This window comes from Streptomyces sp. NPDC058812, assembly GCF_042744565.1.
Lineage (GTDB): Bacteria > Actinomycetota > Actinomycetes > Streptomycetales > Streptomycetaceae > Streptomyces > Streptomyces thinghirensis.
In genome coordinates this window covers 372,628-399,270 of record NZ_JBHYOB010000001.1, presented here as the reverse complement: position 1 = coordinate 399,270, position 26,643 = coordinate 372,628, and the positions used below count along the sequence as shown (strand labels likewise).

22 protein-coding genes and 2 tRNA genes are annotated in these 26,643 nt (G+C 72.9%); 20 read left to right on the top strand and 4 right to left on the bottom strand.

The window, feature by feature from the left end:
• Window positions 1-13 precede the first annotated feature (13 nt).
• Window positions 14-2,056, bottom strand: coding sequence for a hypothetical protein (locus ACFW48_RS01850; protein ID WP_386309451.1), 2,043 nt, complete (start codon window positions 2,054-2,056; stop codon window positions 14-16).
• Between the two features lie 462 nt (window positions 2,057-2,518).
• Between ACFW48_RS01850 and proB the strand changes: the two genes are divergently transcribed.
• From proB to ACFW48_RS01825, 5 genes are all read left to right on the top strand, one after another.
• On the top strand, window positions 2,519-3,643 hold the full coding sequence (proB, locus tag ACFW48_RS01845) for a glutamate 5-kinase (RefSeq protein ID WP_386309448.1): 1,125 nt from the start codon (window positions 2,519-2,521) through the stop codon (window positions 3,641-3,643).
• 136 nt (window positions 3,644-3,779) lie between these two features.
• Window positions 3,780-4,265: a hypothetical protein gene (locus tag ACFW48_RS01840; protein WP_386309446.1), complete on the top strand. Its 486-nt coding sequence runs from the start codon at window positions 3,780-3,782 to the stop codon at window positions 4,263-4,265.
• 124 nt (window positions 4,266-4,389) lie between these two features.
• The gene (locus ACFW48_RS01835) at window positions 4,390-5,676 is read left to right on the top strand and encodes a glutamate-5-semialdehyde dehydrogenase (RefSeq protein ID WP_210962548.1); all 1,287 of its coding nucleotides are present in this window, start codon (window positions 4,390-4,392) and stop codon (window positions 5,674-5,676) included.
• 188 nt (window positions 5,677-5,864) lie between these two features.
• On the top strand, window positions 5,865-6,434 hold the full coding sequence (locus ACFW48_RS01830; RefSeq protein ID WP_386309444.1) for a hypothetical protein: 570 nt from the start codon (window positions 5,865-5,867) through the stop codon (window positions 6,432-6,434).
• 85 nt (window positions 6,435-6,519) lie between these two features.
• Window positions 6,520-7,590, top strand: coding sequence for a hypothetical protein (locus tag ACFW48_RS01825; RefSeq protein WP_386309442.1), 1,071 nt, complete (start codon window positions 6,520-6,522; stop codon window positions 7,588-7,590).
• Between the two features lie 28 nt (window positions 7,591-7,618).
• Here the strand turns inward: ACFW48_RS01825 and ACFW48_RS01820 are convergent, their stop codons facing one another.
• Window positions 7,619-8,779 carry a M48 family metallopeptidase gene (locus tag ACFW48_RS01820; RefSeq protein ID WP_386310236.1) on the bottom strand — a complete coding sequence of 387 codons (1,161 nt, stop codon included), beginning with the start codon at window positions 8,777-8,779 and terminating at the stop codon, window positions 7,619-7,621.
• A gap of 159 nt (window positions 8,780-8,938) precedes the next feature.
• Between ACFW48_RS01820 and ACFW48_RS01815 the strand changes: the two genes are divergently transcribed.
• The 10 genes from ACFW48_RS01815 (at window position 8,939) to ACFW48_RS01770 (ending at window position 14,232) form a co-directional block, all read left to right on the top strand.
• Window positions 8,939-9,100, top strand: coding sequence for a hypothetical protein (locus ACFW48_RS01815; protein WP_167355229.1), 162 nt, complete (start codon window positions 8,939-8,941; stop codon window positions 9,098-9,100).
• 141 nt (window positions 9,101-9,241) lie between these two features.
• Window positions 9,242-9,409: a hypothetical protein gene (locus tag ACFW48_RS01810; protein ID WP_121746983.1), complete on the top strand. Its 168-nt coding sequence runs from the start codon at window positions 9,242-9,244 to the stop codon at window positions 9,407-9,409.
• Window positions 9,410-9,468: 59 nt separating this feature from the next.
• On the top strand, window positions 9,469-10,179 hold the full coding sequence (gene nadD, locus ACFW48_RS01805; protein WP_386309439.1) for a nicotinate-nucleotide adenylyltransferase: 711 nt from the start codon (window positions 9,469-9,471) through the stop codon (window positions 10,177-10,179).
• A 16-nt stretch (window positions 10,180-10,195) separates the two neighbouring features.
• On the top strand, window positions 10,196-11,980 hold the full coding sequence (locus ACFW48_RS01800) for an LCP family protein (protein ID WP_386309437.1): 1,785 nt from the start codon (window positions 10,196-10,198) through the stop codon (window positions 11,978-11,980).
• Window positions 11,981-12,108: 128 nt separating this feature from the next.
• Window positions 12,109-12,555, top strand: a complete 447-nt coding sequence (gene rsfS / locus ACFW48_RS01795; RefSeq protein WP_121746980.1) for a ribosome silencing factor — start codon at window positions 12,109-12,111, stop codon at window positions 12,553-12,555.
• Window positions 12,552-13,223, top strand: coding sequence for a histidine phosphatase family protein (locus tag ACFW48_RS01790; RefSeq protein ID WP_375915197.1), 672 nt, complete (start codon window positions 12,552-12,554; stop codon window positions 13,221-13,223). The genes rsfS and ACFW48_RS01790 overlap by 4 nt, the downstream gene beginning before the upstream one ends.
• A gap of 119 nt (window positions 13,224-13,342) precedes the next feature.
• Window positions 13,343-13,415: transfer RNA gene (locus tag ACFW48_RS01785), tRNA-Ala, on the top strand.
• A 201-nt stretch (window positions 13,416-13,616) separates the two neighbouring features.
• Entirely contained in the window at window positions 13,617-13,790 is a 174-nt protein-coding gene (locus ACFW48_RS01780) for a hypothetical protein (RefSeq protein WP_386309434.1), read from the top strand.
• Between the two features lie 3 nt (window positions 13,791-13,793).
• A complete protein-coding gene (locus tag ACFW48_RS01775) occupies window positions 13,794-14,027 on the top strand; it encodes a hypothetical protein (protein ID WP_003976229.1) in 234 nt (77 codons plus the stop codon).
• 132 nt (window positions 14,028-14,159) lie between these two features.
• Window positions 14,160-14,232, top strand: a tRNA-Ala gene (locus tag ACFW48_RS01770).
• 80 nt (window positions 14,233-14,312) lie between these two features.
• On the opposite strand, the gene ACFW48_RS01765 is transcribed toward ACFW48_RS01770, so the two are convergent.
• Window positions 14,313-15,926, bottom strand: a complete 1,614-nt coding sequence (locus tag ACFW48_RS01765) for an NADH-ubiquinone oxidoreductase-F iron-sulfur binding region domain-containing protein (protein WP_386309433.1) — start codon at window positions 15,924-15,926, stop codon at window positions 14,313-14,315.
• Entirely contained in the window at window positions 15,927-17,192 is a 1,266-nt protein-coding gene (locus tag ACFW48_RS01760; protein WP_386309431.1) for a cytochrome b/b6 domain-containing protein, read from the bottom strand. It lies immediately after the preceding gene.
• Window positions 17,193-17,739: 547 nt separating this feature from the next.
• On the opposite strand from ACFW48_RS01760, the gene leuS reads away from it, so the two are divergent.
• The 5 genes from leuS (at window position 17,740) to ACFW48_RS01735 (ending at window position 26,639) form a co-directional block, all read left to right on the top strand.
• The gene (gene leuS / locus ACFW48_RS01755; RefSeq protein ID WP_386309429.1) at window positions 17,740-20,640 is read left to right on the top strand and encodes a leucine--tRNA ligase; all 2,901 of its coding nucleotides are present in this window, start codon (window positions 17,740-17,742) and stop codon (window positions 20,638-20,640) included.
• A gap of 189 nt (window positions 20,641-20,829) precedes the next feature.
• On the top strand, window positions 20,830-21,573 hold the full coding sequence (locus ACFW48_RS01750) for a hypothetical protein (RefSeq protein WP_386309426.1): 744 nt from the start codon (window positions 20,830-20,832) through the stop codon (window positions 21,571-21,573).
• A gap of 85 nt (window positions 21,574-21,658) precedes the next feature.
• Entirely contained in the window at window positions 21,659-22,504 is an 846-nt protein-coding gene (locus ACFW48_RS01745) for a DegV family protein (protein ID WP_386309424.1), read from the top strand.
• 125 nt (window positions 22,505-22,629) lie between these two features.
• Window positions 22,630-23,844, top strand: coding sequence for a helix-hairpin-helix domain-containing protein (locus ACFW48_RS01740; protein ID WP_386309421.1), 1,215 nt, complete (start codon window positions 22,630-22,632; stop codon window positions 23,842-23,844).
• 128 nt (window positions 23,845-23,972) lie between these two features.
• A complete protein-coding gene (locus ACFW48_RS01735) occupies window positions 23,973-26,639 on the top strand; it encodes a ComEC/Rec2 family competence protein (protein WP_386309418.1) in 2,667 nt (888 codons plus the stop codon).
• Window positions 26,640-26,643: the final 4 nt, after the last annotated feature.

Below are 26,643 nucleotides of genomic sequence, written 5' to 3'. Positions count from 1 at the left end.
CCCCCCCCGCGGATCAGCCCCCGGCGCGGGGCCCGCCGCGACTGCCCGCGGGCAGCGGCGCGGGCTGCTGTCGTGGGCCGGGGAGCGCGAGTTCCGTGGCGAGCCGTTCCGCCATCCGCGCCCGGTGTTCCCCCGCCGCCGCGCACAGCGCCCCTACCGCCCCGGCGAAGCGCTCCTGGGACGGCGGCTCGGCCGGGCCCAGCAGGCGCAGGGCCAACGCGGCGCGCGCTGCGGCCAGTTCGTCGCGTTCCGGGTGCCGGACCGCGTCCAGCAGTTCCGGCACCCCGGCCGCGTCCGGCGTCAGCACGGTCGCCGCCGCCACCGTCGGGAACGTCTTGCGGAACCCGTCCTCGGCCAGCCCGCTGGTGTTGGTCACCGCGTACGGCTTGCCGCTCGCCAGGAAGTCGCTGATCACGCTCGACACGTCACTGATCAGCAGGTCGGCCCGGTTGAAGCAGGCGTACAGCGGCGGCCGGGCGTCCGTGACGACCCGGTGCTCCCACTCGGGCAGCGAGGCCCAGTACGCCTCCTCCCAGGCGGCCGTCGCCCGCGTCACGGCCCCGGCCCGCCCGGGCTCCGGCGCGGGGCGGCGCAGCATCCGCTCCGCCTGGTCGGCGGCCGACCGGAAGCCGGCAGCGGTGAGCCGGTCCAGCTCCGCCGTCCGCCGGGCCAGCTCTCCGGCCGCCGAGGTCCCGGGCCGGGGCCCGCTCCGCTCCCGGTTCGCCGCCCGCACCAGCTCCCGGATGCGCAGATCGGCGGCCCCGGCCCGCGGATCCACCGACCCCGTCAGCGGATGCGGCTTGTACAGCAGCCGAACCCCCGGGTCCGCGAGCAGCGCCCGTACGAGGTTCTCGCCGGCCTCGACCACCGACGTGTTGCCGGGGTTGCCGTCCCACCCCTCCCACGTCGGCGCGTACAGGACGGTCGTGAACGCCCCCGGGGCGGGCGGCCCCGCGTACGGCCGTACGGCGTCCAGTTGCGGGCGGCCGATCTCCACCACGTCCTTGTCCTCGACGCCGACCTCCGCCAGCGCGTACCGCTCGCGCGCCGCCGGACCGGCCACCCACACCTCGTCGTACGCCTTCGCGTACGGGTTGCACGAGGACAGCTTGTCGCTCTCCCCGTGGTTGACGAAGGCGTGCTTGATCGTGGGGATGCGCAGGACCTGCGAGGTCTTCCCGGAATTGGAGGGGTGGAGGAGGACCCGGAGGGTGGAGTGCTCCAGGCGCATCAGCGTGGACACCTTCGGCAGGCACACGACCGGGATGTCGGTCGCCGCGATCCGCTGCACCATGAACCGCTCCCGCAGCACGATCACCGGCCGCCCCTCCAGCCGCGCGAGGGGCTCCAGCCACATGTTGGCCTGGTAGGCCGAGGACGCCCCGCCCGAGAAGTACAGGCCCACGGTGGGCCGGTACTCCGCCAGCCACGCCTCGAACCAGTCGAGCACCTCCTGCTCGCCCGCCGGCCGGCGCCCCGGCAGCAGCCGCAGGAGCAGCGCGCCGAGGCCCGTCAACGCCACCGACAGGGACAGCGCGAGGCCGGCCGCGCCGTACACCGGCGCGTCGGTGGCCGCCGTCGCCAGCAGCCCGGCCGTCGCCGGCAGTCCGAAGGCCGCCAGCCGGTGCCCGGGGCGGCGCAGCAGCAGCGGAGGCGCGGGGGTCAGCCGCAGCGCCGAGGCGTCGATGTTCCGGGTCACCACGGGCAGCGTCCGGGTGCGCCGGACCAGGACGGACACCGCCTGGATCGCCCAGTGCAGCCCGTAGAAGGCGAGCAGCCCGGCGACGAGGGGGGCGTACACCGTCTCCCGGTGCTGCTCGCCGAGTCGCAGCAGGCCCACCACGAGCAGCAGGTCCCGCAGCACGTGCCGCACCGTGACGTCGGCGTGCGACTTGGCGAACAGCGACACCATGCCCCGCTGCCAGCGGTACAGCACCGCCTCGGCGGCCAGCGAAGCGGCGGTCGCCGCCAGCAGCAGCGGCACGTGCGGCAGCAGCGCCCCCACGGCCTGCGCGGCGAAGGCGGCCGCCAGCACACCGAGGACGAGCAGCTTCACGGCGGTCCGCCGGCGGGGGAGCGCGAGCCGGAGCAGACGAGGGCGGGCGAGGGCGAACCGGACGGGGCCCCGGCGGGGGGCGGGGCGGCGGGGAAGGAAACCGCGGCGGGGGAGGCCACCCCGGCGGGAAGCCGGGCGGCGGGGAAGGAGGGCTCGGCGGGGAAGGAGGCCCCGGCGGCGAAGGAAACCCCGGCGGGGAGCAGGGCGGCGGGGAAGACTGCGGCGGGGCAGGGATAGGGGCACTGCGGTCGCTCCAGGCTTGCTCGTCGCGCATCGGACATCCGGGTTAACGGCGGCCGACCTCCGGACGACACGCGCGTGTTGACGGCCCCCTTGACCCGGTGGGCGCCGCGGCCCCTGTCCGCAGCCTGGACCGCGGCGCGGGACGCGTCCCCGTTCGCGTAGATTGCCTGGCGAGCGCCCGGATCGGCGCGCGTCGACGGGAGAGGGCGGGCGGCAACAGTGGCTGGGGCAAGGCAGGCCGTGGGCGAGGCCCGCAGGATCGTCGTCAAGGTCGGTTCCTCCTCGCTGACCACCGCGGCGGGCGGTCTGGACGCCGACCGGGTCGACGCCCTCGTCGACGTCCTGGCCAAGGTGCGGGGGACGGACAAGGAGGTCGTCCTCGTCTCCTCCGGCGCCATCGCCGCCGGGCTCGCCCCGCTGGGCCTGCGCCGCCGCCCCAGGGACCTGGCCCGCCAGCAGGCCGCCGCCAGCGTCGGCCAGGGCCTGCTGGTCGCCCGCTACACCGCGTCCTTCGCCCGCTACGGCGTCCGCGTCGGCCAGGTGCTGCTGACCAGCGACGACATGAGCCGCCGCGCCCACCACCGCAACGCCTCCCGCACCCTCGACAAGCTGCTGGCGATGGGCGCGTTCCCCATCGTCAACGAGAACGACACCGTCGCCACCGACGAGATCCGCTTCGGCGACAACGACCGGCTCGCCGCCCTCGTCGCCCACCTGGTCCGCGCCGACCTGCTGGTGCTGCTGTCCGACGTGGACGGCGTGTACGACGGCGACCCGAGCAGGCCGGGCACCTCGCGGCTGGCGGAGGTCCGGGAGACGGCCGACCTCGCGGGCGTCGACATGGGCAGCGCGGGCAAGGCCGGCGTCGGCACCGGCGGCATGGTCACCAAGGTCGAGGCGGCCCGGATCGCCGCCGCCGCCGGCATCCCCGTGGTGCTGACCAGCGCGGTCCACGCGGCCGACGCCCTGGCCGGCAAGGACACCGGCACCTACTTCCACACCACCGGCAAGCGCTCCGCCGACCGGCTGCTGTGGCTCCAGCACGCCTCCACTCCGCAGGGGGCGCTCGTCCTCGACGACGGGGCGGTGCGCGCGGTCGTGGAGGGCCGCAAGTCGCTGCTGCCGGCCGGGATCGCCGGCGTCGAGGGCGAGTTCGCCGCGGGCGACCCCGTCGAGCTGCGGGACGGCGCGGGGCGCGCGGTGGCCCGGGGGCTCGTCAGCTTCGACGCCAAGGAGCTTCCCCGACTGCTCGGCCGCTCCACCCGGGAACTCGCGCGCGAACTCGGACCGGCGTACGAACGTGAGGTCGTACACAGGGACGATCTGGTGATCCTGCACCCGTAATAGGTCGAAACGTCCCCGAATCGGCGGTGGACGTTCCGCAAAACCGCCCCGCGATCTTGCGTAGCCTGCTCAACTTTCCTCAGGGACAAGCCCGGCCGACCACCGGGCCCAGCCGTGTGCCTGAAGGAGGCCCGTCGTGAGCGGAGTACGCCCTGGAACGGCGGCTTCCCGCGCCCGCCCCGGTGGCGGCGCCCGCAACGCGGCCCGCCCGGCCGGCGAGGAGCGCGCCCTGACCAGCGTCGCGGCCGGCGACCGGTTCCGGGGCGAGGAGCCCGAGCACACCCCGCGCCTGTGGCACGTCACCCTCAGCGTCTCCGGCACCCGGGCCCCGCTCGCCGAGGTCCGGCGCGCCCTGGAGCAGCTCGCCCACGACCACCCCTTCCTGCTGACCAGCCGCTACGCCGACGACCACGCGGAGATCCGGTACTGGGAGGAGGCCCGCGACCTGCACGACGCCGCGGCCGTCGCCCTGCGCCTGTGGGGCGAGCACCGGCAGACCGCGGGACTGCCGCCCTGGGAGATCGTCGGCCTGGAGGTCATCGACCGGGCGACGTACCACCAGCGCATCGCGGCGGGGTACGGACCGGCCCCGGCGACACCGGTCGGGGTTCACCCCTTCTAGTCCGGGGTTCACCCCTTTCCAGTCCGGAGATCACCCCTTTTGGTGCCGTTTTCAGCCGTCCGGGCCGTGTCTCGGGGTTTGGGACGGCCGGTGGGGTCCCATCCCGGCCTACTACGCTTCCCCCATGACCACGCTCTCGCCGTACGACTCGATGTCCCCGGTCACCCGGGCCGCCTACCGGGCCAAGTCCGCCGCGGCCGACCTCGCGCCGCTGCCGCGGGCCGCGAAGGACGACGCGCTGCTCGCCGTCGCGGACGCGCTGGAGGTCCGTACGAGCGAGATCGTCGAGGCCAACGCCCAGGACGTGGCCAAGGCCCGCGCCGCCGGGACCAGCGAGGCCATCATCGACCGGCTGACGCTGACCCCGGAGCGCGTCCGCGCCATCGCCTCCGACGTGCGTGACGTCGTCGCGCTGCCCGACCCGGTCGGCGAGGTCGTGCGCGGCTCCACCCTCCCCAACGGCATCGACCTGCGCCAGGTCCGCGTGCCGCTCGGCGTGGTCGGCATCATCTACGAGGGCCGGCCCAACGTGACGGTCGACGCCGCCGCCCTGTGCCTGAAGTCCGGCAACGCCGTCCTGCTGCGCGGCTCCTCCTCGGCCTACCAGTCCAACACCGCCCTCGTCCGGGTCGTCCGCGACGCCGTGGGCGGGGCCGGGCTGCCCGCCGACGCCGTGCAGCTGGTGCCCGGCGAGAGCCGGGAGAGCGTGCGCGAGCTGATGCGCGCCCGCGGCCTGGTCGACGTGCTCATCCCGCGCGGCGGCGCCTCCCTGATCAACACGGTCGTCCAGGAGTCCACCGTCCCCGTCATCGAGACCGGCACCGGCAACTGCCACGTCTACGTCGACGCGCAGGCCGACCTCGACATGGCCGTCGACATCCTGATCAACTCCAAGGCGCAGCGCGTGAGCGTCTGCAACGCCGCCGAGACCCTCCTGGTCCACCAGGACATCGCCGCCGACTTCCTGCCCCGCGCGCTGGACGCCCTCGCCGAGGCCGGGGTCACCGTGCACGCCGACGAGCGGGTGATGGCGTACGCCGAGGGCTCCAAGGTGACGGCCGTCGAGGCCACGCCGGAGGACTGGGAGACGGAGTACCTGTCCTACGACATCGCCGCGGCGGTCGTCGACTCCCTCGACAAGGCCGTCGAGCACATCCGGCTGTGGACCTCCGGCCACACCGAGGCCATCGTGACGACCTCGCAGCAGGCCGCCCGCCGCTTCACCCAGCTGGTCGACTCCACCACGGTCGCGGTGAACACGTCCACCCGTTTCACCGACGGCGGTCAGTTCGGCTTCGGCGCCGAGATCGGCATCTCCACGCAGAAGCTGCACGCCCGCGGCCCGATGGGGCTGCCGGAGCTGACCAGCACCAAGTACATCGTCACCGGTGACGGGCACGTGCGGCGCTGACGGGCACGTACGGCGCCGGTGCGCGGGTCGCGCGCCGGCGGGCGGGTCGGCGCCGCGGTGCACGCCGGGGGCATATGTGAACGGCACGCACCCTCGGCCGCGCCCCTGAACCGATCGGGGCATCTCACTCACCGGATGAATTTCCCCGCCGTCTGCCCAAAACGACCCACCAGGTCTACTCTGGACCCGTGCCGGAGGACGTGGGGGGTAGGCCGTTCCCTGACGGCTGGGAGCCCGACGACGACCACGACCACGGGGTGTCGGACGAAGAGTTCGCCTCCGTGGTCTTCGACGAGGCCTTCGTACAGGCGGCCGCGGTGCACGAACCGACCGCCGTCGAACGCCTCCTGGCCGCCGCACAGGCCAGAGCCGAGGCCACCGAGGCGGAAGCGGCCCGCCGCGGCCGCAGAAGAGCCGAGCGGTACGACGACGGATACGGCGATTTCGGCCATGATCCCGACCTCGACGATCCGGACGACGACCGCGACCCACTCGACCGCCCGTACGGCGCTCCCGCGGCGCACGGCAAGCAGGTCCGCTGGCACCGGCCCGTCGCCTGGATACTCGCCCTGGTGATGGGCGTCGGCATGGTTGCGCTGGCCTTCGTGGCCGTTTACCGGGGCGCGTCCTCGGGCGGCGGCACGCCGCGGGTCCCGCCACCCGCCTCGACCGGCCCCGAGCAGGGCGGCACCGTGACCCCCTCGGCCTCCGCCGACTACTCCCAGCCGGCCGTCTCGGTGATTCCGCGCAGCCCCTGACCTGCCGTCCTGCCGCCGGGAACCTGTCCCAACTTGACCTGCACCGGCGCGTTTACGCGACCTTCCGCAGACCTACCCTGAAGGTATGGCAGGGCTTGGCGGTCCGCCCGGCGGGACGCCCGAGGGCTCCCCCGGAGGCGGAGAGGAAGAGTACCGATCCGTCGTCTTCGACGAGTCGTTCGTCCGCGCTGCCCGCCTCCAGGAGTTCTCCGCCCAGGAGCGCCTGGCCGACCACGCGCCCGCCGTACGCCGCCGCACGCCGTTGCGCCGGGCCGGACTGTCCCGTCAGGCGCTGGTCCTGGTCGTGCTGATCGCCGTCGCCTTCGGCACCGCCATCTACATGGGCGTACGGCACCCGTACCAGAGCCCCGACGCGCAGCGGGCCGCGGAGCCGGTGCGGATGACCGTCGTCCCGCTTGCCCCTGAGAGCAGGGTGCCCGGCGCCGACGACGCCGTGCACCTGTACGAGCACAGTCCCGCGGCGGACTTCCGGACCGCGGCCGAGGGTGTCCCGCTGCCGGGGGCCCGGCGCACCGCGCACTTCTCGGACGACCAGGTGCTCAACGCGCTGACCACCGCCAAGAACTACATCGTCCGCTCGGCGCTCGACCCGGACGTGCTCGGCGGCGGAGAGGTCCGCTCGGTGCGGGTGCTGCTGGACCCGGAACAGCTCGACCAGTTCGACAAGAGCTTCGAGAAGCCCGTCGCGGACGGCCGGCACGCGCCCACCGGGTGGCTGGTGCGCTTCGACCCGGCCCGTGCCGAGCTGGCCGACGCGGAGATCAGGGTGAACGGCAGCCTGCGGGCCGTGGAGAGCGACGCGTCCACGCTGGAGGTCACCGCCGACCACACCATGGTGTACCCGCTGCGGTCCGCCGGCGACGAGGGGGCCGAGGCGTCGCTGTTCACCGTCCGGCGGGAGCTGCACTTCCGCTTCGACCGTGACGATCTGCGGCTGCACCAGACACAGCTCGTCGCGGCCTACGTCCAGGCCGGGCCGCTCTCCTGCGCCGAGGACTCGGCGAGCCACCTCCGCCCGCTGCTCGCGGGCCAGACGGCCGGGACCCGCGCCCCCGCCGGCACCGACCCGTACACCACGGACAACGCCACGGCCCTGTGCGGCACCCTCGCGGCCGACGCCCAGCCGAGGGTGTGAGGGGCGGGGGCGCCGCCCGTCCGTCCGCTCAGGCGCCGTCGCGCGGCGGGCGGTCGTCCGGAGCGCCCGGGCCGCCGGAACCCTCCGGTCCGTCGGCCCCGCCGCCGGCCCCCTCGGCCCCGTCCGCGTCCTTGGGCGGCCTCGGCTGGGAGGCCGTGAAGCCGCCGAAGCCCCGCCGCATCCGGTCGCCGAGGTCACCGGCGCCGCCCGCGATGTCGTTGACCAGCTTCATCAGGGGGTCCTTGGAGCCGCGCACATGCGTGGCGTAGCTGGACGCCGACTCGCGGAAGGAGTCCCGGACCGAGGTGTCCTTGTCCTCGTCGCGCCGCGGGTAGTGGCCGTCCATGATCCGCTGGTAGTCCCGGGAGGCCGCCCACTTCTTCAGTTCGGCGGCCCGCACGGTGGTGAAGGGGTGGGTGCGGGGCAGCACGTTCAGGATCTTCAGCACGGAGTCGCGCAGGTCGCCCCCGGCCTCGTACTCGTCGGCCTGCTCCAGGAACGCGTCCACGTTCATCTCGTGCAGGTGGTTGCCGCCCGCGATCTTCATCAGGCCCCGCATGGAGGCCTCCAGGTCCTGGCCGACCAGCAGACCCGCGCGGTCGGCGGACAGCTCCGACTTGCGGAACCACTCGCGCAGCGCGGTCACGATCGCCATGATCGCCAGGTTGCCCAGCGGGATCCAGGCGACCCGGACCGCGAGGGACGTGAGGAAGAGCAGGATGGTCCGGTAGACCGAGTGCCCGGACAGCGCGTGCCCGACCTCGTGCCCGACGACCGCCCGCATCTCCTCCTCGTCCAGCAGCTCGACGAGGCCCGTGGTGACGACGATGATCGGCTCGTCCAGGCCGATGCACATCGCGTTCGGGGTCGGGTCCTGGTTGACGTACATCGGGGGGACCTTCTCCAGGTCCAGGATGTAGCAGGCGTCGCGCAGCATCACGTTCAGATGGGCGAACTGCCGGTCCGAGACCCGCACCGAGTCGGACAGGAACAGCAGCCGCAGACTCCGCTCGGGCAACAGGCCGCTCAGCGCCTTGAAGACCGTGTCGAAGCCGCTCAGCTTGCGCAGCGCCACCAGGGCGGAACGGTCGGCCGGATGCTCGTACGCACGCGAGGAGATTCCGGGGAAGCGCCTGCGCTGCCTGCTCGGCACGTTCTCGTGCCCGTTGTGCTGGTGGCCGTCGGACATGTCTTCCCCCATGTGCGTGTGTGTGGCCTGTGCGTCTCTGTGGCCTGTGCGTGTGTCTGGCCCTTTGCGAACCCTTGTGCGGCCCTTTGCGCCCCCGAAGCCGAGCCCAGCCTAGGCGGAGATACCGTGGACGGGCAGTGCAACGAAGGAGTCCACGTCATGGCGCACACCCCCCACACCGACTGGCTCGCCACCGCGGCGACGGCGGCCGAGCAGCAAGGGGCGGGGAATCTGCTCCGGGTCGTGCTGATCGTGATGGTGGTGGGCTGTGTGCTGACCGCGTGGTTCCTGCTGCGGGGGTACAAGCGGAAGGACGACTGAGGAGATCCGAAGGTTCCCCGGACCCCTCCGACCGGTCACCACCGGTCACCAACGGCGGAGTCGGCGTGATCGCCCGTGAGGCGCCCGCTTACGATGAGCGGACGTCTTTATCCCGCCCACACCGGATAGGTCCTGCCGAAGATGAGCTTCCACAGCACCGCTGCCCAGTTTGTCACCCTCGCCTCCGAGGGCGGCGAGGAGCACAGCGGCAACCACGAGAGCCTCAGCCCCTACGTCACCGGCATCGGCGCGTTCGTCATCCTGATGCTCCTGCTGTGGATCACCACCCGGTTCAACCGCGACCGCTGAGCCCGGGGGGCAGTGGGCCCGGCAGGAGCCCTCGGGCCGGGCCGGTAGGGTCTGCACGCATGGGAGAGCAGGACATGCCTACCGGTCCGGCGCACGACACGGCGCACGCGCCGGCGCGTGGCACGCAGAACCGCGCGGTGCCCGCCCGCGCCACCGGCCGGGGCAGCGGCCCGTCGTCGTCGGGCAAGCGCCGCCTCGGCGTCATGGGCGGCACCTTCGACCCGATCCACCACGGGCACCTCGTGGCGGCCAGTGAGGTCGCCGCGCAGTTCCACCTCGACGAAGTGGTGTTCGTGCCCACCGGGCAGCCGTGGCAGAAGAGCCACCGCACGGTCTCCGCGGCCGAGGACCGCTATCTGATGACGGTCGTGGCGACCGTCGAGAACCCGCAGTTCTCGGTGAGCCGCATCGACATCGACCGCGGCGGCCCCACCTACACCGTGGACACCCTGCGCGACCTGCGCGAGCTGAACCCGGATGCCGACCTGTTCTTCATCACCGGCGCCGACGCCCTCGCCCAGATCCTCACCTGGCGCGACAGCGAGGAACTGTTCTCCCTGGCGCACTTCATCGGCGTCACCCGGCCCGGCCACACGCTGACGGACGCCGGACTCCCCAAGGGCGGCGTCTCACTCGTCGAGGTCCCCGCCCTCGCCATCTCCTCCACGGACTGCCGTGCGAGAGTCGCCAAGGGCGATCCCGTCTGGTATCTGGTGCCGGACGGGGTCGTGCGCTATATCGACAAGCGCCAGCTGTACCGCGGCGAGTGAGCCGAGAGGGGCACCGGTGAACGACGGATACGACGCGGGGTACGGCGGCGAGGGCGGCGACCAGTACGAACTCGTGGGCTACGACGAGTACGGCCGGCCCGTGTACCGCCCCGTTCAGGGGCAGGCCCCGGCCCAGCCCGGCGGGCAGCAGGCGTACGACCCGTACGCACAGCAGCAAAGTCAGCAGAACCAGCAGAACCAGCAGTACGGGCAGCAGGGCTACGGCTACGACCCGTACGCCACGGGCGGACAGCAGCCCGCCCCACAGCCGTACGAGACCTATGACGGCTACGGCTCCCAGACCGGCTACGACACCGGTCAGCAGCCGCCCACCCCCGGCTACGGCTCCTACGACGGCTACGCCTCCGGCACGCGGGCGCAGCCCTCGTACGACCCGTACGGGCAGGCCGCGACCAGCGGCGGGCAGCCCCGGGTCGCCGAGCAGACCGCCTACATCCCGCAGCAGGCGGGCCCGCCCGGCGAACCGGAAGCGGAAGCCCCCGCGGCGGCCGCGGAACCCGACCGGGAGTACCGGACCGAGCAGTTCGCCTTCGTCGAGGAGCCCACCGACGACTCCGAGGACGTCATCGACTGGATGAAGTTCACGGAGAACCGCACCGAGCGCCGTGAGGAGGCCCGGCGACGCGCACGCGCGCGTGTCGTCGCCCTGGTGGTCGTCCTGTCGCTGGTCGCGGTCGGCGGCGTCGGCTACCTCTGGTCCGCCGGAAAGCTGCCCGGGCTGTCCTCCTCGGACGACAGGGCGGGCGGCACGACGGCGGCGGGCGCCCAGAAGCGCGACGTGATCGCCGTCCACCTGCACGACACCAAGGGCGGCGGCACCTCCACCGCGCTGCTGGTCGACAACACCACCACCAAGCAGGGCACCGCCGTCCTGGTGCCCAACTCCCTCTCCCTGACCGGCGACGACGGCAGCACCACCACGCTCGCCAAGTCCGTCGACGACGACGGTCCCGACGCCACCCGGACCGCGCTCGACTCGGCCCTCGGCACCGACATCGAGGGCACCTGGCGCCTGGACACGCCCTACCTCCAGATCCTCGTCGACCTGGTCGGCAACATCGAGGTCGACACCGACACCGACGTCCCCGACCCGGAGGCCAAGGACAAGGGCGCCAACCCTCTCGTACGCGAGGGCGAGGGCCAGACCCTCAGCGGCAAGATGGCCGTCGCCTACGCCACCCACCGCGGCTCCGGCGAGGAGGCGGACGCCCAGTTGCGGCGTTTCGGGCAGGTCATGCAGGGAGTGCTGCGCAAGCTGTCCTCGGACCCCGCGGCCGCGACGACCACCGTCCAGACCCTCGGGCTGATCCTCGACCCGCCGCTGACCGAGAAGGACCTCGGCTCCTTCCTCGCCGGGCTCTCCGACCTCGCCAAGGGCGGCGACTTCAAGACCACGCTGCTGCCCGTCCAGGACGACGGCAGGCTCAGCGCCGAGGCCGGCGACAGCGTCGTCAAGGACGTCCTCGGCGGCACCGCCAAGAGCCCCGACAAGGACGCGGCCGTCAGTGTCTCCGTCCGCAACGCCACCGGCGTCGAGGACCGCACCGGCAAGGCCCGCGTCGTCCTCCTCAACGGCGGTTTCACCTTCCTGGAGGGCGGCACCGGGTCCGGCACCCAGGCGACGTCGAAGGTCGTCTACGCCGAGGCCGCCGACAAGGAGAACGCCGTCCAGGTCGCCAAGACCCTGGGCCTGCCCACCGGCTCCGTCACCCAGGGCGAGGTCTCCGCGAACGCGAGGGTCTCGGTGGTGCTCGGCCAGGACTACGAACCGGCCTCCTAGGGACCGGCCTCCCAGAGAACGGCCTCCCAGAGACCGGCCTCCTGGCGGGCGGGTGATTATCACGTGGGCCGCCGTCGGCGGTCGTGAGACCCTTGAGGTCAACCGACCGCCGACCCGAAAGCCAGGCAGTGACCGCGACCGACCGCTCCATCGAACTCATCAACACCGCCGCGCAGGCGGCGGCCGACAAGCTCGCGCACGACATCATCGCCTATGACGTCAGCGACGTGCTGTCGATCACGGACGCCTTCCTGCTGGCCTCCGCGCCCAACGACCGCCAGGTCAAGTCGATCGTCGACGAGATCGAGGAACGGCTCAGCAAGGAACTCGGCGCCAAGCCGGTACGCCGCGAGGGCGACCGCGAGGCCCGCTGGGTCCTGCTCGACTACGTCGACATCGTCGTCCACGTCCAGCACAGCGAGGAGCGCGTCTTCTACGCCCTGGAGCGGCTGTGGAAGGACTGCCCCGAGCTGGAGCTGCCCGCCGACGCCAAGGAGACCCGCGGCAAGGCGGAGGAGCACGCCAGGCTCCGGGCCGCCGAGGAGGCGACGGAGACCGACGGGGACTGGCGATGAGCGCCACCGGCGAGGTGACGGCCGGGCAGCCCGGCCGCGGCCGGCGGGTCATCCTCTGGCGGCACGGCCAGACCTCGTGGAACGTGGAGCGCCGATTCCAGGGCACCACGGACGTCGAGCTCACCGGGACCGGCGTCGCCCAGGCCCGCCGTGCCGCCCAGCTGCTGGTGCACCTGAGACCCGACGCCATCGTCGCCTCCGACCTCGCGCGCGCCGCGAACACGGCCGCCGAGCTGGCCGCGCTCACCGGCCTGGACGTGACCCTGGAGGAGGGCCTGCGGGAGACCTACGCGGGCGTCTGGCAGGGGCTGACCCACGACGAGATCATCGCCCGGCACGGCGAGGAGTACGCGGCGTGGAAGCGCGGCGAGCCGGTCCGCCGCGGCGGCGGCGAGCTGGAGACCGAGGTGGCCGACCGCGCCGCTCCCGTGGTGCTCCGGCACGCCGAGAAGCTCGCCGAGGACGGCACCCTCGTCGTGGTCAGCCACGGCGGCACGATCCGCACCACCATCGGCCGGCTGCTCGGGCTGGAACCGCACAGCTGGGAGAGCCTCGGCGGCCTCACCAACTGCTGCTGGTCCGTCCTGGGCGAGGGCGCCCGCGGCTGGCGGCTGCTCGAGCACAACGCCGGCACGCTGCCGGAACCGGTGCTCGGCGACGACGACTGAGGCGCGGCCGGCGGGCGCGGTACCCGGATTTCACTTTCCGGCAGGTCGCAGGCTAAAGTTCTTCTTGTTCGCCCCGCCGAGCGGAGCGAAAGACCATGCGGCCCAGCCGCGTGGCACCAGGGGCTATAGCTCAGTTGGTAGAGCGCCTGCATGGCATGCAGGAGGTCAGGAGTTCAATTCTCCTTAGCTCCACAGCCCACGGACGAATCCCGTCCCCCTCGGGGGGCGGGATTTTTCGTTTGCGCCCGCTTGAGCAACAGGAGTCCCACAGGCGTATACCCCTGTGAGACTCCGTGTCCGGACTGGTACTGAGGCGTCGCTGACCGTATTGGCCCGGTCGTGGCAGAATCAAACGGCCGGAAGGGGACCGCGACCCGACGGGAGGGAGTGGCGATGCCTGAGAGCATCCTCGAGGAGGTCGGTCACCTCCTCGGCGGAGCGGTGACACGGAACACGGTCACCCGTCTCAGCTGCCCTTCCTGCGGTTCCGGGCACGTGGCCCAAGTCCTCGGCGACAACGGCGGAATCTCGTACGTGTGCACGGCCTGCGGCCACAGCTGGAGCTGATCGATGGGTGCACACAGGCGAAAGTGCGACTGGTGCGGCAGCGGCACCCCGATCGTGCGGGACATGGAGCCGGTCAATCCGGACTACCAGTACTGGTGCGAGGAGTGCGCGCGGGCGCTGATCATAAAAGGCGACCCGATCGAGACGTACCGCGAACTCGAGGGCGAGCCGATCTACGGCCGGCTCCTGGAGGAGCACTGCACACTCAAGCGGTTCTACTCGTTCGTCACGGCGTAGCGGGCCTGCTCGTCATGGCCTGACAGCTTACGCAAGGGGCAAAACGGGCAAACTGGAAACGATTTGGTGTTGCGCCCGGTCGACCGTGTAATGTTGGCGTCGCCGCCGGGGAAACCGGGCGACAGACAGCAAGGGGCTATAGCTCAGTTGGTAGAGCGCCTGCATGGCATGCAGGAGGTCAGGAGTTCAATTCTCCTTAGCTCCACAGGAACACGTTCCGCAGGAACACAGGGAAACCCCCGGATCATTGATCCGGGGGTTTCCTCGTGCTCGGCGCTCGTGCGCTCAGCGGCCCAGCGCCCGGCGGCCGCGGCCCTGGGGCAGGACCGGCAGGTTGACGCGCGAGGACGGCACCTGGCCGCGGGTGTCCTCCTCGATGCGCAGGGCGAGCGCCGGGCAGCGGCGCACCGCGCGCACCGCCTTGGCCTCCGCGAAGCGCGGTACGTCGGCCTGCGCGACGGTCGGGAAGCCGTCGGCGCCGAGCTGGAAGACCTCCGGGAGGATGTCCGCGCACAGGCCGTGGCCCCGGCACAGTGTCCAGTCGACGTAGATCTTCTGGCGGCTGGGCCCGTTCCCGTCCCCGCCGCCGCCCGGGATGCCCGTAGGGGCGCCGCCGCCCGCCAGAAGCGGCAGAACGCCCTCCACGGGCCGTCCGCAGCCGCTGCCGAGGACGTGGGCGGCGAGGTCGTCCGTGAATGCCTCGAGGGTCGACTCCAGGAACATCGCCGAGCCGTCCGGGTGCGAGCAGGCGCCGCGCCGCTTCACGTTCCGCGCGACCTGCTTGACCGCCTCCAGGGCGGCCGGGCCGCCGCCGTTCAGGATGTCCTCCAGGCCGCGCGCGGCGGCCGGCAGGCCCAGGTAGCAGGGGCCGCACTGGCCCGCGCTCTCCTCCGCCAGCCACTGCGCCACCCGCAGCGACTCGCCCAGTGGGCAGGTGTCCTGACTGATCGGCAGGATCGCGCCCGCGCCCAGCGAGCCGCCCACCTGCTGCAGGGAGTTGCGGGAGACGATCGCCTCGTCGACGGTCGCCGCGTCGATCCACTTGCCGTGGTAGCCGCCGGTCAGCACGCCCTGCGGCACCGGTGGGGCGCCGGCGAGCTGGAGGACGTAGCGCAGCGGCACGCCCGTCGGCACCTCGATGACCATGGGGCGGGCCACCGCGCCGGAGACGGTGAGCATGACGGTGCCCGGCTCGTCGTACAGGCCGGTGTTGCCGTAGCGCTCCGGGCCGATGCGGGCGGCGATCGCCAGCTGGGCGAACGTCTCGGCGTTGGACAGCAGGGTCGGCGCGCCGCCGACGCCGCTCCTGGACGCGCTGACCTTGCGGCCGGGCGGGATCGCCGGGCCGCCGTCGATGGAGCGGACCAGCGAGGCCGCCGCGCCGGTGACCATACGGACCGGATTGCGCTGCACGCGCGCGCGGAGGGCGGAGCGGCGTCCGTTGCTCAGTCCGCGTTCGGCCAGGGCGGCCTCCATGGAGCGCTGTGTGGACTCACGGGTGACCCCGATGACGAGCGTGCGGGCGCCCATGGCCTCGGCGCACAGCAGCGCGCCGTCCAGGATCAGGTGCGGGGCGCGGTTGATGAGCACCGTGTCCTTGCGGCAGGCCGGCTCGTCCTCGCTGCCGTTGACGACCACGACGGGCCGTACGCCGCGTTTGATCGCCGCTTCGGCGACCGAGCGCAGCTTCTTGTGGAAGGGGAAGCCCGCGCCGCCGCGGCCCTTCAGGCCGATGCGTTCGGAGAGCTGCGCGAGCTGCTCACCGCCCAATGGTTCGAGCGGACCGTGCACCTTGAGGTGCATCGGCAGATCCAGGCGCTCGACAAGGTCGAAGCCCGACGTGAGCTGGGGAAGACCGACCACGCGGACTTCGGGTACGTCGGGCAGGGCCTCGTTCACTTAAAAGCCTCCGGAAGGCGTGTTCCAAGGTTCGCCCGAACCCGGTGCGTCGAAGTCGTAGGTCGCGTTGTAGGACGCGTCGTAGGGCGACGCGCCGGGGGACGCACCGGGGGTTGGTTCAGTGGCGGGACCGCTGTTGTACGTGTCGCTCGGGTAGTACGTGTCGTAGACGGTGTTCGTCTCATTGGTGTCGTACACGTCACTCGAGCCGTAGCCCGACGCGTCCGTATTGCCATGGACCGGGATGGTGTGCCCGGTGTCGTTGAGCGGGTCGTAGGCCGACCGGGGTGCCTCGCCGACCGGGGGTGGCGACGGGATGGGCCAGCTGCCCGAGGTGCTGCCGCCGCCGTCCACGGGGGGCATCGCCTCGGTGGGCCGCATGTCCGGCGGCGACTGGGCGGACGCGGTCGTCTCGGCCGTCAGCGGTCTCCGGCGCGCGCCGGAGGCGCCGGACACGGCACGGTAGGCCGCCGCGAAGCCGCCCGCGGGCTCCGGGGGCGTGAGGCGCTCGGCCGGCTCGTACAGGGGCGCGGACGGGGACGCCCGGCGCGGCCGCGACGCCCCGGTGCTCTCGTAGCCCGGCAGCGCGGAGGCGGCCGTCGTGCGGGCCCGGCTCTCCTCCAGTTCCTCGCGGGCCATCCGCTCCTCGGTCCCGAGGAACCCGGCGATCCGGTCGGCGACCCTGCGCTTGACCGGGCGGGGCGCCGCGCGCAGCGCCAGGGCCGCCATGACGCCGAGCACGGACAGGCCGTAAAGGATCAGGAAGACCGGCTTCGCCGCGCGACCCGCGTAGAGCCCGTGCAGCAGGGCCAGGCACCACGCCGGGTAGGCCAGCATGTGCATGGCCCGCCAGCGGGCGGCCACGGGGGACGCGGACGCGAAGCGGTTGCGCAGGGCGCCCGTGACGCCCACGAAGATCATGAGCAAGCTGGCCAGGGTGCCGAAGCCGATCAGGACGCTCCGGCCGCCGAACGACTCGTCGTCCGTGGCCAGGAGTCCGAACGGGACCACCGCGGCCACCCAGGTGGTGTGGTCCAGGGCCAGCTTGACCCCGATGTGCACCAGCAGGAACACGACCGCGGCGACCGCGGTCAGCCGGTGCACCGCCTGGGCCAGGATCCGCTGGCGGGTGTCGAGGACGATCCGGTCCTGGGCGACGAGTCCCCAGATCACCGAGCAGCTGAGGAGGACGAGGGAGAGGACGCCGGCACCGAAGTTGAGGAACTCCGCGAAGGTGTCGTCCGCCGTGCTGTCGTTCGTCACCACGGCAGACCTCCCCACGCCGCGGACGCGAGGGGAGAGGGCGAGCTGTTGCTGCGGGGGTGGATCGAGGGAGGGTTCGAGGGGTTCATGGGGCAACTCCGGAGCGGTTCGGGGTAGCGGTCCCGGTGCCGCACTCTAAGTGGCGCCATACCCGCGGGTACGAGGTTTGAGTTATTGCGTTGTTATCAAACGACAATGCGTTCGTACTGATGTCCCTTAGCGGTCGTTACGCGAAGTAACCTTTGACCTTGGTTCAGGTTTGCGGCCGTGAGGCGTGGCGCGTGAGGCGTGGCGCGGGAGGTGCGGTGCGGGTGGCCGGAAGCCCGTCGCGGCCCGCTCGACGACTGCGGTACCCTGACGCCATGCGTGCCGTACGCCTTCTGCTTAGCGAGCCGCGCTGATCAGTCCCGGCCCCGGTCGTAGTCCGGTGGCCGGAATCGGCGCGGCGTCCCCTCCTGTGCGAGGGGATTTTTCATTTCCCGGCATTCGCAGCCGCTGGTCATGAATGTCGCAGCCGCTGGCAGAGACGATCGATGGAGCTTTGAGGATCATGAGCGAGACGAACCCCGCGGCGACCGCCCCTGTGTCGGCGGACGCCGCGCCGCACCGCTACACGGCTGCCATGGCCGCCGAGATCGAGGCACGCTGGCAGGACTTCTGGGACGCCGAGGGGACGTACGCCGCGCCGAACCCCAAGGGTGACCTGGCGGGCGACCCGGAGCTGGTGGCCAAGCCCAAGAAGTTCATCATGGACATGTTCCCGTACCCCTCCGGTGCGGGCCTGCACGTCGGCCACCCCCTGGGGTACATCGCCACCGACGTCTTCGCCCGCTTCCAGCGGATGACCGGCCACAACGTCCTGCACACCCTGGGCTTCGACGCCTTCGGCCTGCCCGCGGAGCAGTACGCCGTGCAGACCGGCACGCACCCGCGCGTGTCCACCGAGGCCAACATGAAGAACATGCAGAGCCAGCTGCGCCGGCTGGGCCTGGGCCACGACAAGCGCCGGTCGTTCGCCACGATCGACCCGGAGTACTACAAGTGGACCCAGTGGATCTTCCTGCAGATCTTCAACTCCTGGTACGACGAGGAGGCGCGCAAGGCCCGCCCGATCGCCGAGCTGGTCGCCCAGTTCGAGTCCGGTGAGCGTGCCGTCCCCGGCCACCCCGGGCGCGCGTGGAGCGCCCTGAGCGACGCCGAGCGCGCCGACGTGCTGGGCGGCTTCCGCCTGGCCTACGCCTCCGACGCGCCCGTCAACTGGTGCCCCGGCCTGGGCACCGTGCTGGCCAACGAGGAGGTCACCGCCGACGGCCGCTCCGAGCGCGGCAACTTCCCCGTCTTCAAGTCCAAGCTGCGCCAGTGGAACATGCGCATCACCGCCTACGCCGACCGGCTGCTGGACGACCTGGACGAGCTGGACTGGCCCGAGGCCATCAAGCTGCAGCAGCGCAACTGGATCGGCCGCTCCGAGGGCGCTCGCGTCGACTTCCCCGTCGACGGCGAGAACATCACCGTCTTCACCACCCGCCAGGACACCCTGTTCGGCGCGACCTACATGGTGCTGGCGCCCGAGCACCCGCTGGTCGAGAAGTTCACCCCGGCCGCCTGGCCCGAGGGCACGCACGACGTGTGGACCGGCGGTCACGCGACCCCGACCGAGGCCGTGGCGGCGTACCGCGCGCAGGCCGCGTCCAAGTCCGACGTCGAGCGGCAGGCCGAGGCCAAGGACAAGACCGGCGTCTTCATCGGCGCCTACGCGACCAACCCGGTCAACGGCGAACAGGTCCCCGTCTTCATCGCCGACTACGTGCTGATGGGCTACGGCACCGGCGCGATCATGGCCGTCCCGGCGGGCGACCAGCGGGACTTCGAGTTCGCGCGCGCCTTCGAGCTGCCGATCCGCTGCATCGTCGAGCCGACCGACGGCCGGGGCACCGACCCGGCGACGTGGGAGGACGCCTTCGGGTCGTACGACGCGAAGATCATGAACTCGTCGAACGACGAGATCAGCCTGGACGGCCTGGGCGTCGTCGAGGCCAAGGAGCGCATCACCGAGTGGCTGGAGCGGACCGGCGCCGGCGCCGGCACCGTCAACTTCCGCCTGCGCGACTGGCTGTTCAGCCGCCAGCGCTACTGGGGCGAGCCCTTCCCGATCGTCTACGACGAGGACGGCATCGCCCATTCCCTGCCCGAGTCGATGCTGCCGCTGGAGCTGCCCGAGGTCGAGGACTACTCCCCGCGCACCTTCGACCCGGACGACGCCGACACCCGGCCCGAGACCCCCCTGTCGCGCAACGAGGACTGGGTGAACGTCACCCTGGACCTGGGCGACGGCCGCGGCCCGCGCAAGTACCGCCGCGAGACCAACACCATGCCCAACTGGGCGGGCTCCTGCTGGTACGAGCTGCGCTATGTGGACCCGCACAACAGCGAGCGGCTGGTCGACCCGGAGATCGAGCAGTACTGGATGGGCCCGCGCGAGGGCCTGCCGCACGGCGGCGTCGACCTGTACGTCGGCGGCGCGGAGCACGCCGTGCTGCACCTGCTGTACGCGCGCTTCTGGTCCAAGGTCCTGTTCGACCTGGGGCACATCTCCTCGGCCGAGCCGTTCCACAAGCTGTTCAACCAGGGCATGATCCAGGCCTACGTCTACCGGGACAGCCGCGGCATCGCGGTGCCGGCCGCCGAGGTGGAGGAGCGCGACGGCGCGTACTTCTACCAGGGTGAGAAGGTCTCCCGGCTGCTGGGCAAGATGGGCAAGTCCCTGAAGAACGCGGTCACTCCCGACGAGATCTGCGCCGAGTACGGCGCCGACACCCTGCGCCTGTACGAGATGGCGATGGGCCCGCTGGACGTCTCCCGGCCGTGGGACACGCGTGCGGTGGTGGGCCAGTTCCGGCTGCTGCAGCGGCTGTGGCGCAACGTCGTCGACGAGAACACCGGCGAGGTAACGGTGGCGGACGTCGCGGACGCCGACATCGACACGGACACCCTGCGCGCCCTGCACAAGGCCATCGACGGCGTGCGGCAGGACCTGGAGGGCATGCGGTTCAACACCGCCATCGCCAAGGTCACCGAACTGAACAACCACCTGACGAAGGCGGGCGGGGTGGTCCCGCGCCCGGTCGCCGAGCGCCTGGTGCTGCTGGTCGCGCCGCTGGCCCCGCACGTCGCCGAGGAGCTGTGGCGCAGGCTGGGGCACACGGATTCGGTGGTGCACCAGGACTTCCCGGTCGCCGACCCGGCCTACGTCGTCGACGAGACCGTGACCTGCGTCGTGCAGATCAAGGGCAAGGTCAAGGCACGGCTGGAGGTCGCTCCCTCCATCTCCGAGGAGGACCTGGAGAAGGCGGCGCTGGCCGACGAGAAGGTCGTGGCCGCGCTGGACGGGGCCGGGATCCGCAAGGTGATCGTGCGTGCGCCGAAGCTGGTGAACATCGTCCCGGCGTAAGGCCGACGCCGCGGTACCGCTGGGCTCGGGGTAGTCCCCTACGGGGAGGTTCGGGGTCCGGTACGGGCAGGTTCGGGGTTCTGTTGGAACCCTGGGCCTGCCCGTTGCGTTTACCGTGGAAGAGCGGCGCGGCGGGTGCCGTGCCGCGGCCTGCCGGTCCGCGGGCCGGACGCTCGGAGGAGGAGCTTCGTGGAAGCAGTGATCGCAGTCCTCGGTCTGCTTTTCGTGCTCGCCCTCGTGCTGGGCGCCTACGCCACGGTGAAAGCCGTCGGTGCGGCCAAACGCGGCGTGGACCGCGGCATCACCCAGGCCCGCCGCACGGTCGAGGACCACACACTGCGGGCCAAGTCCCTCGTCCAGATGGGTCCGGCGGGCGAGCTGGCACAGCTGCGGCTGGCGCTGCGCACGTCGATGCGGGCCACGCAGGACGCGCTGCACGCGGGCGTGGCCGAGGACGAGTCCCTCAAGGAGTCCCTCGCCCTCTTCGAGCGGCTCAGCGCGCACGGGTTCGAACTGGACGGCGAGCTCAGGCGGCTGGAGTCCGAGCCGGACCGCGCCACGCTCGGCGAGCGCCTTCCCACGCTGCGCGAGCGCACCGAGCGCATCATCCATTCGGCGGAGTCCCTGCGCTGGGCGGCCCGCGACCGGGCCCACCGTTTCGCCGACGACGACCTGGACTCACTGAGCGCACAGATCGACGTCGAGGCCGGTGCCCTGCGGCACTGGACGGAGACGGAGCCCGCCGCCGCGCCGCCGCCCTGGCCCGAGGCGCCGGCCACCGACGCCCCGGCCGCCCGGCAGAGTTGGCCTCAGTCCCCGCAGCCCTCGGGGCAGGAGACGGCGGAGGAACCCGGGCGGCCCGCCATCACACCGCCCGGCCCGAGCCCCGTGTACCCCTGGCAGAAGAAGGCCCGTCCGGAGAACACGACCTGACCACGACCTGACCACGGCCCCGTGAACGCCAGGTCGCCGGGGGCCGGGCTGCCGTATGGGCGCTACGGCAGGTAACCTCCAGCTCATGTCCCGCCATGTCGCGATCGTCACGGATTCAACGGCCTACCTCCCGGCCCGGACGATGGAGCGGCACGGCATCACCGCGGTACCCCTGACCGTCGTCCTGGGCGACCGGGCGCTGCAGGAGGGCACCGAGATCTCGACCCGCTCGCTGGCCCAGGCCCTGCAGAAACGGCGGCCGGTCACCACCTCCCGCCCCAGCCCGGAACTCTTCGCCGAGACCTACCGCAAGATCGCCGAGTCCGGCGCGGACGGCATCGTCTCCCTCCACCTCTCCGCCGAACTCTCCGGCACGCACGACGCGGCCGTCGTCGCGGCGCGGGAGGCGGCGGTTCCAGTGCATGTAGTGGACACCGGGATGATCGCGATGGCCCTCGGATTCTGCGCGCTCTCCGCGGCGGAGGCGGCGGAGGCGGGAGGCACGGTGGACGAAGCGGTCACGGCCGCGGAGAAGCGGGCCGCGGGGACGTCCGCCTACTTCTACGTCGACACCCTCGACTATCTGCGTCGCGGCGGCCGGATCGGGGCGGCCCAGGCACTGTTCGGTTCCGCTCTCGCGGTGAAGCCCCTGCTGCAGCTGGGCGGCGGCCGCATCGAGCCCCTGGAGAAGGTCCGGACGGCGTCCAAGGCCATCGCCCGGCTGGAGGAGATCGTCGCCGACCGGGCGGGCAGCGCACCCGTCGACATCGCCGTGCACCATCTCGCCGCCCCCGACCGGGCGTCGGCCCTGGCGGACCGCCTGCGGGACCGGGTGCCCGGGCTCGCCGACCTGCATGTGAGCGAGGTCGGCGCGGTGATCGGGGCGCACACGGGGCCCGGGCTGCTGGGGGTCGTGGTCTCGTCGCGGTGAGGACGGTTGCGCGTCACGGTTGTGCGTCACCCGTGCGGGGGCCGGGGTTTTCCACAACCCGAGGGTAGTCCCCGGGAATTGAGCATGATCGTCGCGGGTGTGCCGAGGTGTCCGATCCTCGTCGCATGGCTCTTCGATCACACTCACGCACAGCTACCGCCACCAGCGGCCCGGGTCGTGGACCGGCCTCCGACGGCCGGCTCCGCCACCGCCGCTCGCCCCGCTCCCTCGGCCGGGCACGGCACAGGCGCCGTCCCGCGCCGGCGGAGGAACTCCGCCGACGTGCGGAGGCGCTCTTCGTCGGACACGGCGATCACGTCGGATACACCGGGCCTGTGGGGCCCGCCGGACAGGGGAGCGAGCCGGGGAAAGGGCCGCCGCCGTCCTGGACCCACGATGCCGGGCGCCCGCAGGGAGCCGGAGACGGTGGCACGGCACGGGGGGACGTAGCGGGTGCGCCAGGAGGAGGTTCGCAGGGAGGGGATGCGCGAGGAGGGGGTTCGCAGGGAGGGGATGCGCGAGGAGGGAGTGCGCAGGAAGGCGGTTCGCAGGAAGGGGGTGCGCCACCGGACGTCGTCGATGGCGCCGCGGCGACCTGGCGGGAACGGGCCGGTCAGGCGCTGCGGGAGCGGATGCCGGTGTGGTTCCAGACGCGGTGCGGGCTGGAGCGGCGCAGCGTGGCCGCGCTCACGGTGCTGCTCGTCGTCGCGGCGGTCTTCGCCGCACAGCACTTCTGGACCGGCCGCACCCAGCCCGTGTCGGCGCCCGAGGTGGTGCGGGAGGCGGCGGCGTTCGGCGCGGGGGGAGAGGACGAGGCGGCAGGAGCGGGCCCCACGGCCGGCACGCCCAGGGGAACGGCCAAGGGCACAGCCGCGGCCACGGTCGGGGCAGAGATCGTGGTGGACGTCGGCGGCAAGGTCCGCAAGCCCGGAATCCACCGCCTTCCGGCAGGGTCACGTGTCGCGGACGCCCTGCGTGCCGCGGGAGGCGTGCGAGCCGGTACCAAGACGGACGGGCTGAACCGGGCACGCTTCCTGGTGGACGGCGAGCAGGTGATCGTCGGCGCTTCCCCGCCGGTCACGCCGACCGGCCCGGGCGGCACCGCCCCCGGCGGGCCGGGCGCCCCGGCAGCGGGGGCCGCACCCGCGGCACCGGTCTCCCTCAACACGGCGACCGCCGACCAGCTCGACACCCTGCCGGGCGTCGGCCCCGTGCTGGCCCAGCACATCATCGACTACCGCACCCAGCACGGCGGTTTCCGCTCGGTGGACGAGCTGCGCGAGGTGAACGGCATCGGCGAGCGCCGCTTCGCCGACCTGCGCAACCTCGTACGGCCATGAGCACGGACGCGAGCACGGCCGTGAGCACGGGCACGGACAGGAGAACGGACGCGAGCACAGCCGTGAGCACGGGCACGGACAGGAGAACGGACGCGAGCACAGCCGTGAGCACGGACGCGAGCACGGGCATGAGCGCGCGGACGAGGCCGCCGAGCGGGCCGACCGAGCCCACCGACCACCTGACGGCACCCCCGCGCGCAGCCGTGCACGCCGCCTCCGGGCATCGGCTCGGTGCGGCGCATCCCCGGCAGGACGGGCCCACGGACCTGCGGCTGGTGCCGCCCGCGCTCGCGGCCTGGGCGACGGCGGCGCTGATGCCGGACGTGCCGACGGGGTGGGCCGTGGGCCTCCTGATCGGTGCCCTGGCCCTGTCCGGCGTGCTGCTGCTGGGGGCGCGGAGGCAGCGTACGACGCGCGGGCGGCCCCACGCGACGGTCGCCGCCCTGCTCCTCTGCGTCGCCGCGTCCGCCACCTCGGCCGCCCTGCACGGCGCGGACCTGCGCCGGGGACCTGTGCCGACGCTGGCACGGCAGTACGCCACCGTCACCGCCGAGTTGGAGATCACCGCCGACCCCCGCCTCACCCGGTCGGGCGTCCGGGGAAACCGGGCCGTGCCGCCCACCGTGCTGATCGAAGCCGACGTACGGCGGGTGACGGAGGCGGGCGGAAGGGAGGTGACGACACGGACGCCGGTGCTGGTGCTCGTGGACGTGGCCGAGGGCGAGGCCGAGGGCAAGACTGAGGGGGCATCGGGCCGGGCCTTCGCGGGGGCCGCGGACGACGCGCGGCTCGCCCGTGCCGGGCCCGGCACAGCACGCTGGCTGGGACTGCTGCCGACGACGCGGCTCCTCGTCACCGCCCGGTCGGCGCCCTCGAGGGCGAGCGGGGACCGGATCGCCGCCGTGCTGCGGGTACGGGGCGGTCGGGAGGCGCCGGAGGTGGTGGCCGGGCCGTCGGGGGCGCAGCGGCTGGCGGGACGACTGCGGGCCGGGCTGCGGGAGGCCACCGAGGGGCTGCCGGCGGACGCGCGGGCGCTGCTGCCGGGTCTGGTCGTCGGTGACACGTCCCGTATCACGCCGGAACTGGAGGAGGCGTTCAAGGAGACCGACCTCGCGCACACGCTGGCCGTGTCCGGAGCGAACTTCACGATCGTGCTGGCCCTGCTGCTCGGACCGCCCGGACTGGCCCAGCGCAGCGAGCGCCGGGGCCTGGCGCCCCGTCTCGGCATCTCCCTGCGGACGACCGCGCTGCTCGGCGGGGCACTCGCCCTCGGCTTCGTCGTCGTGTGCCGGCCCGACCCGAGCGTGCTGCGGGCCGCCGCCTGCGGGGCCGTCGCCCTGCTCGCCCTGGCCACCGGACGCCGCAGATCGCTGCTCCCGGCGCTGGCGACGGCCGTGCTGCTCCTGGTGCTGTACGACCCGGGGCTGGCCCGCAGTTACGGCTTCCTGCTCTCCGTGCTGGCCACCGGGGCGCTGCTCACGCTGGCCCCGCGCTGGAGCGCGGCGTTGCGCCGGCGCCGGGTTCCTCCTCGGCTCGCCGAGGCGCTGGCCGCCGCGGGCGCGGCCCAGGCCCTGTGCGCGCCGGTCGTCGCCGTGCTGTCGGCGCGGGTGAGCCTGGTGGGGGTGCCGTGCAATCTCCTTGTGGAGTTCGCGGTCGCGCCGGCCACGGTGCTGGGGTTCGCGGCGCTGGCGTCGGCACCGGTGGCGATGCCGGTGGCCGAAGGGCTGGCCCGGTGCGGAGGTTGGCCGGCCGAGTGGATCGCGGGGATCGCCCGCACCGGGGCCGCGCTGCCCGGCGCGGGAGTGGACTGGCCGGGCAGCTGGGCCGGGGCGGCGCTGCTCGCCCTCGTCACGGTGGGCGTGCTGCTCGTCGGCCGGCGGTTGCTGAGGCATCCGTGGTGGTGCGGTGTGTGCGCGGTGCTGCTGGTACTGGCGGTGGTGCGGCCACCGCCACTGGCCCCGCTGATCACGGGGTGGCCTCCGCCGGGCTGGCGGATGGTGATGTGCGACGTGGGACAGGGCGACGCCATGGTGCTCGCGACGGGTGAGGGCGCGGGCGTCATGGTGGACACCGGACCCGACCCGGCGCTGGTCGACCACTGTCTGCGCTCCCTCGGCATCACCCGCGTTCCGCTCGTGGTGCTGACCCACTTCCACGCCGACCATGTGGCGGGCCTGCCCGGGGTGTTGCGGGGGCGTTCGGTGGGCGCGATCGAGACGACCGCCCTCGAAGAGCCCGCGGACCAGGCCGAGTCCGTCCGCAGACAGGCGGCGGCACGGCGGATTCCCCTGCGGCACGCCTCCGCCGGGGAGGAGCGGCGGTCCGGCCCACTGTCCTGGCAGGTGGTGTGGCCGCCACCGACCCCGCCGAAGGGCCCACCGCCGGGCCCGCCGACGACCGCGGCACCGGTCTTCCCGACGAGCACGGAAGGACCCAACGACGCCAGCGTCACCCTCCTGGTGCGGACGGCGGGACTGCGTCTGCTGCTGCTCGGGGACCTGGAGCCCCCGGCGCAGCGGGAGCTGGCGGGATCACCGGCGGGAGCGGCACTGGAAGGGGTCGACGTGCTGAAGGTGGCCCATCACGGCTCCGCTCACCAGGATGCCGGCCTCATACGGAAGGTGGCCCCACGGCTCGCGCTCATCAGCTGTGGGGAGAACAACAGCTACGGCCACCCGGCCCCCGGCACCGTCGAGGCGCTGCGCGCCCAGGGCGCGATGGTGCTGCGGACGGACCGGGACGGGGCGCTGGCGGTCGTCGGCACGGGCAGGGCGTTGCGGGTGGCGCGAGACTGAGGGC

What these genes read in the sequence shown, in the direction of transcription:
- ACFW48_RS01835 (WP_210962548.1), top strand. Translation starts at nt 4,390, where the DNA reads ATGACCACGCTCTCGCCGTACGACTCGATGTCCCCGGTCACCCGGGCC.
- ACFW48_RS01825 (WP_386309442.1), top strand. Translation starts at nt 6,520, where the DNA reads ATGGCAGGGCTTGGCGGTCCGCCCGGCGGGACGCCCGAGGGCTCCCCC.
- ACFW48_RS01820 (WP_386310236.1), bottom strand. Translation starts at nt 8,779, where the DNA reads ATGTCCGACGGCCACCAGCACAACGGGCACGAGAACGTGCCGAGCAGG.
- ACFW48_RS01815 (WP_167355229.1), top strand. Translation starts at nt 8,939, where the DNA reads ATGGCGCACACCCCCCACACCGACTGGCTCGCCACCGCGGCGACGGCG.
- ACFW48_RS01810 (WP_121746983.1), top strand. Translation starts at nt 9,242, where the DNA reads ATGAGCTTCCACAGCACCGCTGCCCAGTTTGTCACCCTCGCCTCCGAG.
- nadD (WP_386309439.1), top strand. Translation starts at nt 9,469, where the DNA reads ATGGGAGAGCAGGACATGCCTACCGGTCCGGCGCACGACACGGCGCAC.
- ACFW48_RS01790 (WP_375915197.1), top strand. Translation starts at nt 12,552, where the DNA reads ATGAGCGCCACCGGCGAGGTGACGGCCGGGCAGCCCGGCCGCGGCCGG.
- ACFW48_RS01780 (WP_386309434.1), top strand. Translation starts at nt 13,617, where the DNA reads ATGCCTGAGAGCATCCTCGAGGAGGTCGGTCACCTCCTCGGCGGAGCG.
- ACFW48_RS01775 (WP_003976229.1), top strand. Translation starts at nt 13,794, where the DNA reads ATGGGTGCACACAGGCGAAAGTGCGACTGGTGCGGCAGCGGCACCCCG.
- leuS (WP_386309429.1), top strand. Translation starts at nt 17,740, where the DNA reads ATGAGCGAGACGAACCCCGCGGCGACCGCCCCTGTGTCGGCGGACGCC.
- ACFW48_RS01745 (WP_386309424.1), top strand. Translation starts at nt 21,659, where the DNA reads ATGTCCCGCCATGTCGCGATCGTCACGGATTCAACGGCCTACCTCCCG.
- ACFW48_RS01740 (WP_386309421.1), top strand. Translation starts at nt 22,630, where the DNA reads ATGGCTCTTCGATCACACTCACGCACAGCTACCGCCACCAGCGGCCCG.
- ACFW48_RS01735 (WP_386309418.1), top strand. Translation starts at nt 23,973, where the DNA reads ATGAGCGCGCGGACGAGGCCGCCGAGCGGGCCGACCGAGCCCACCGAC.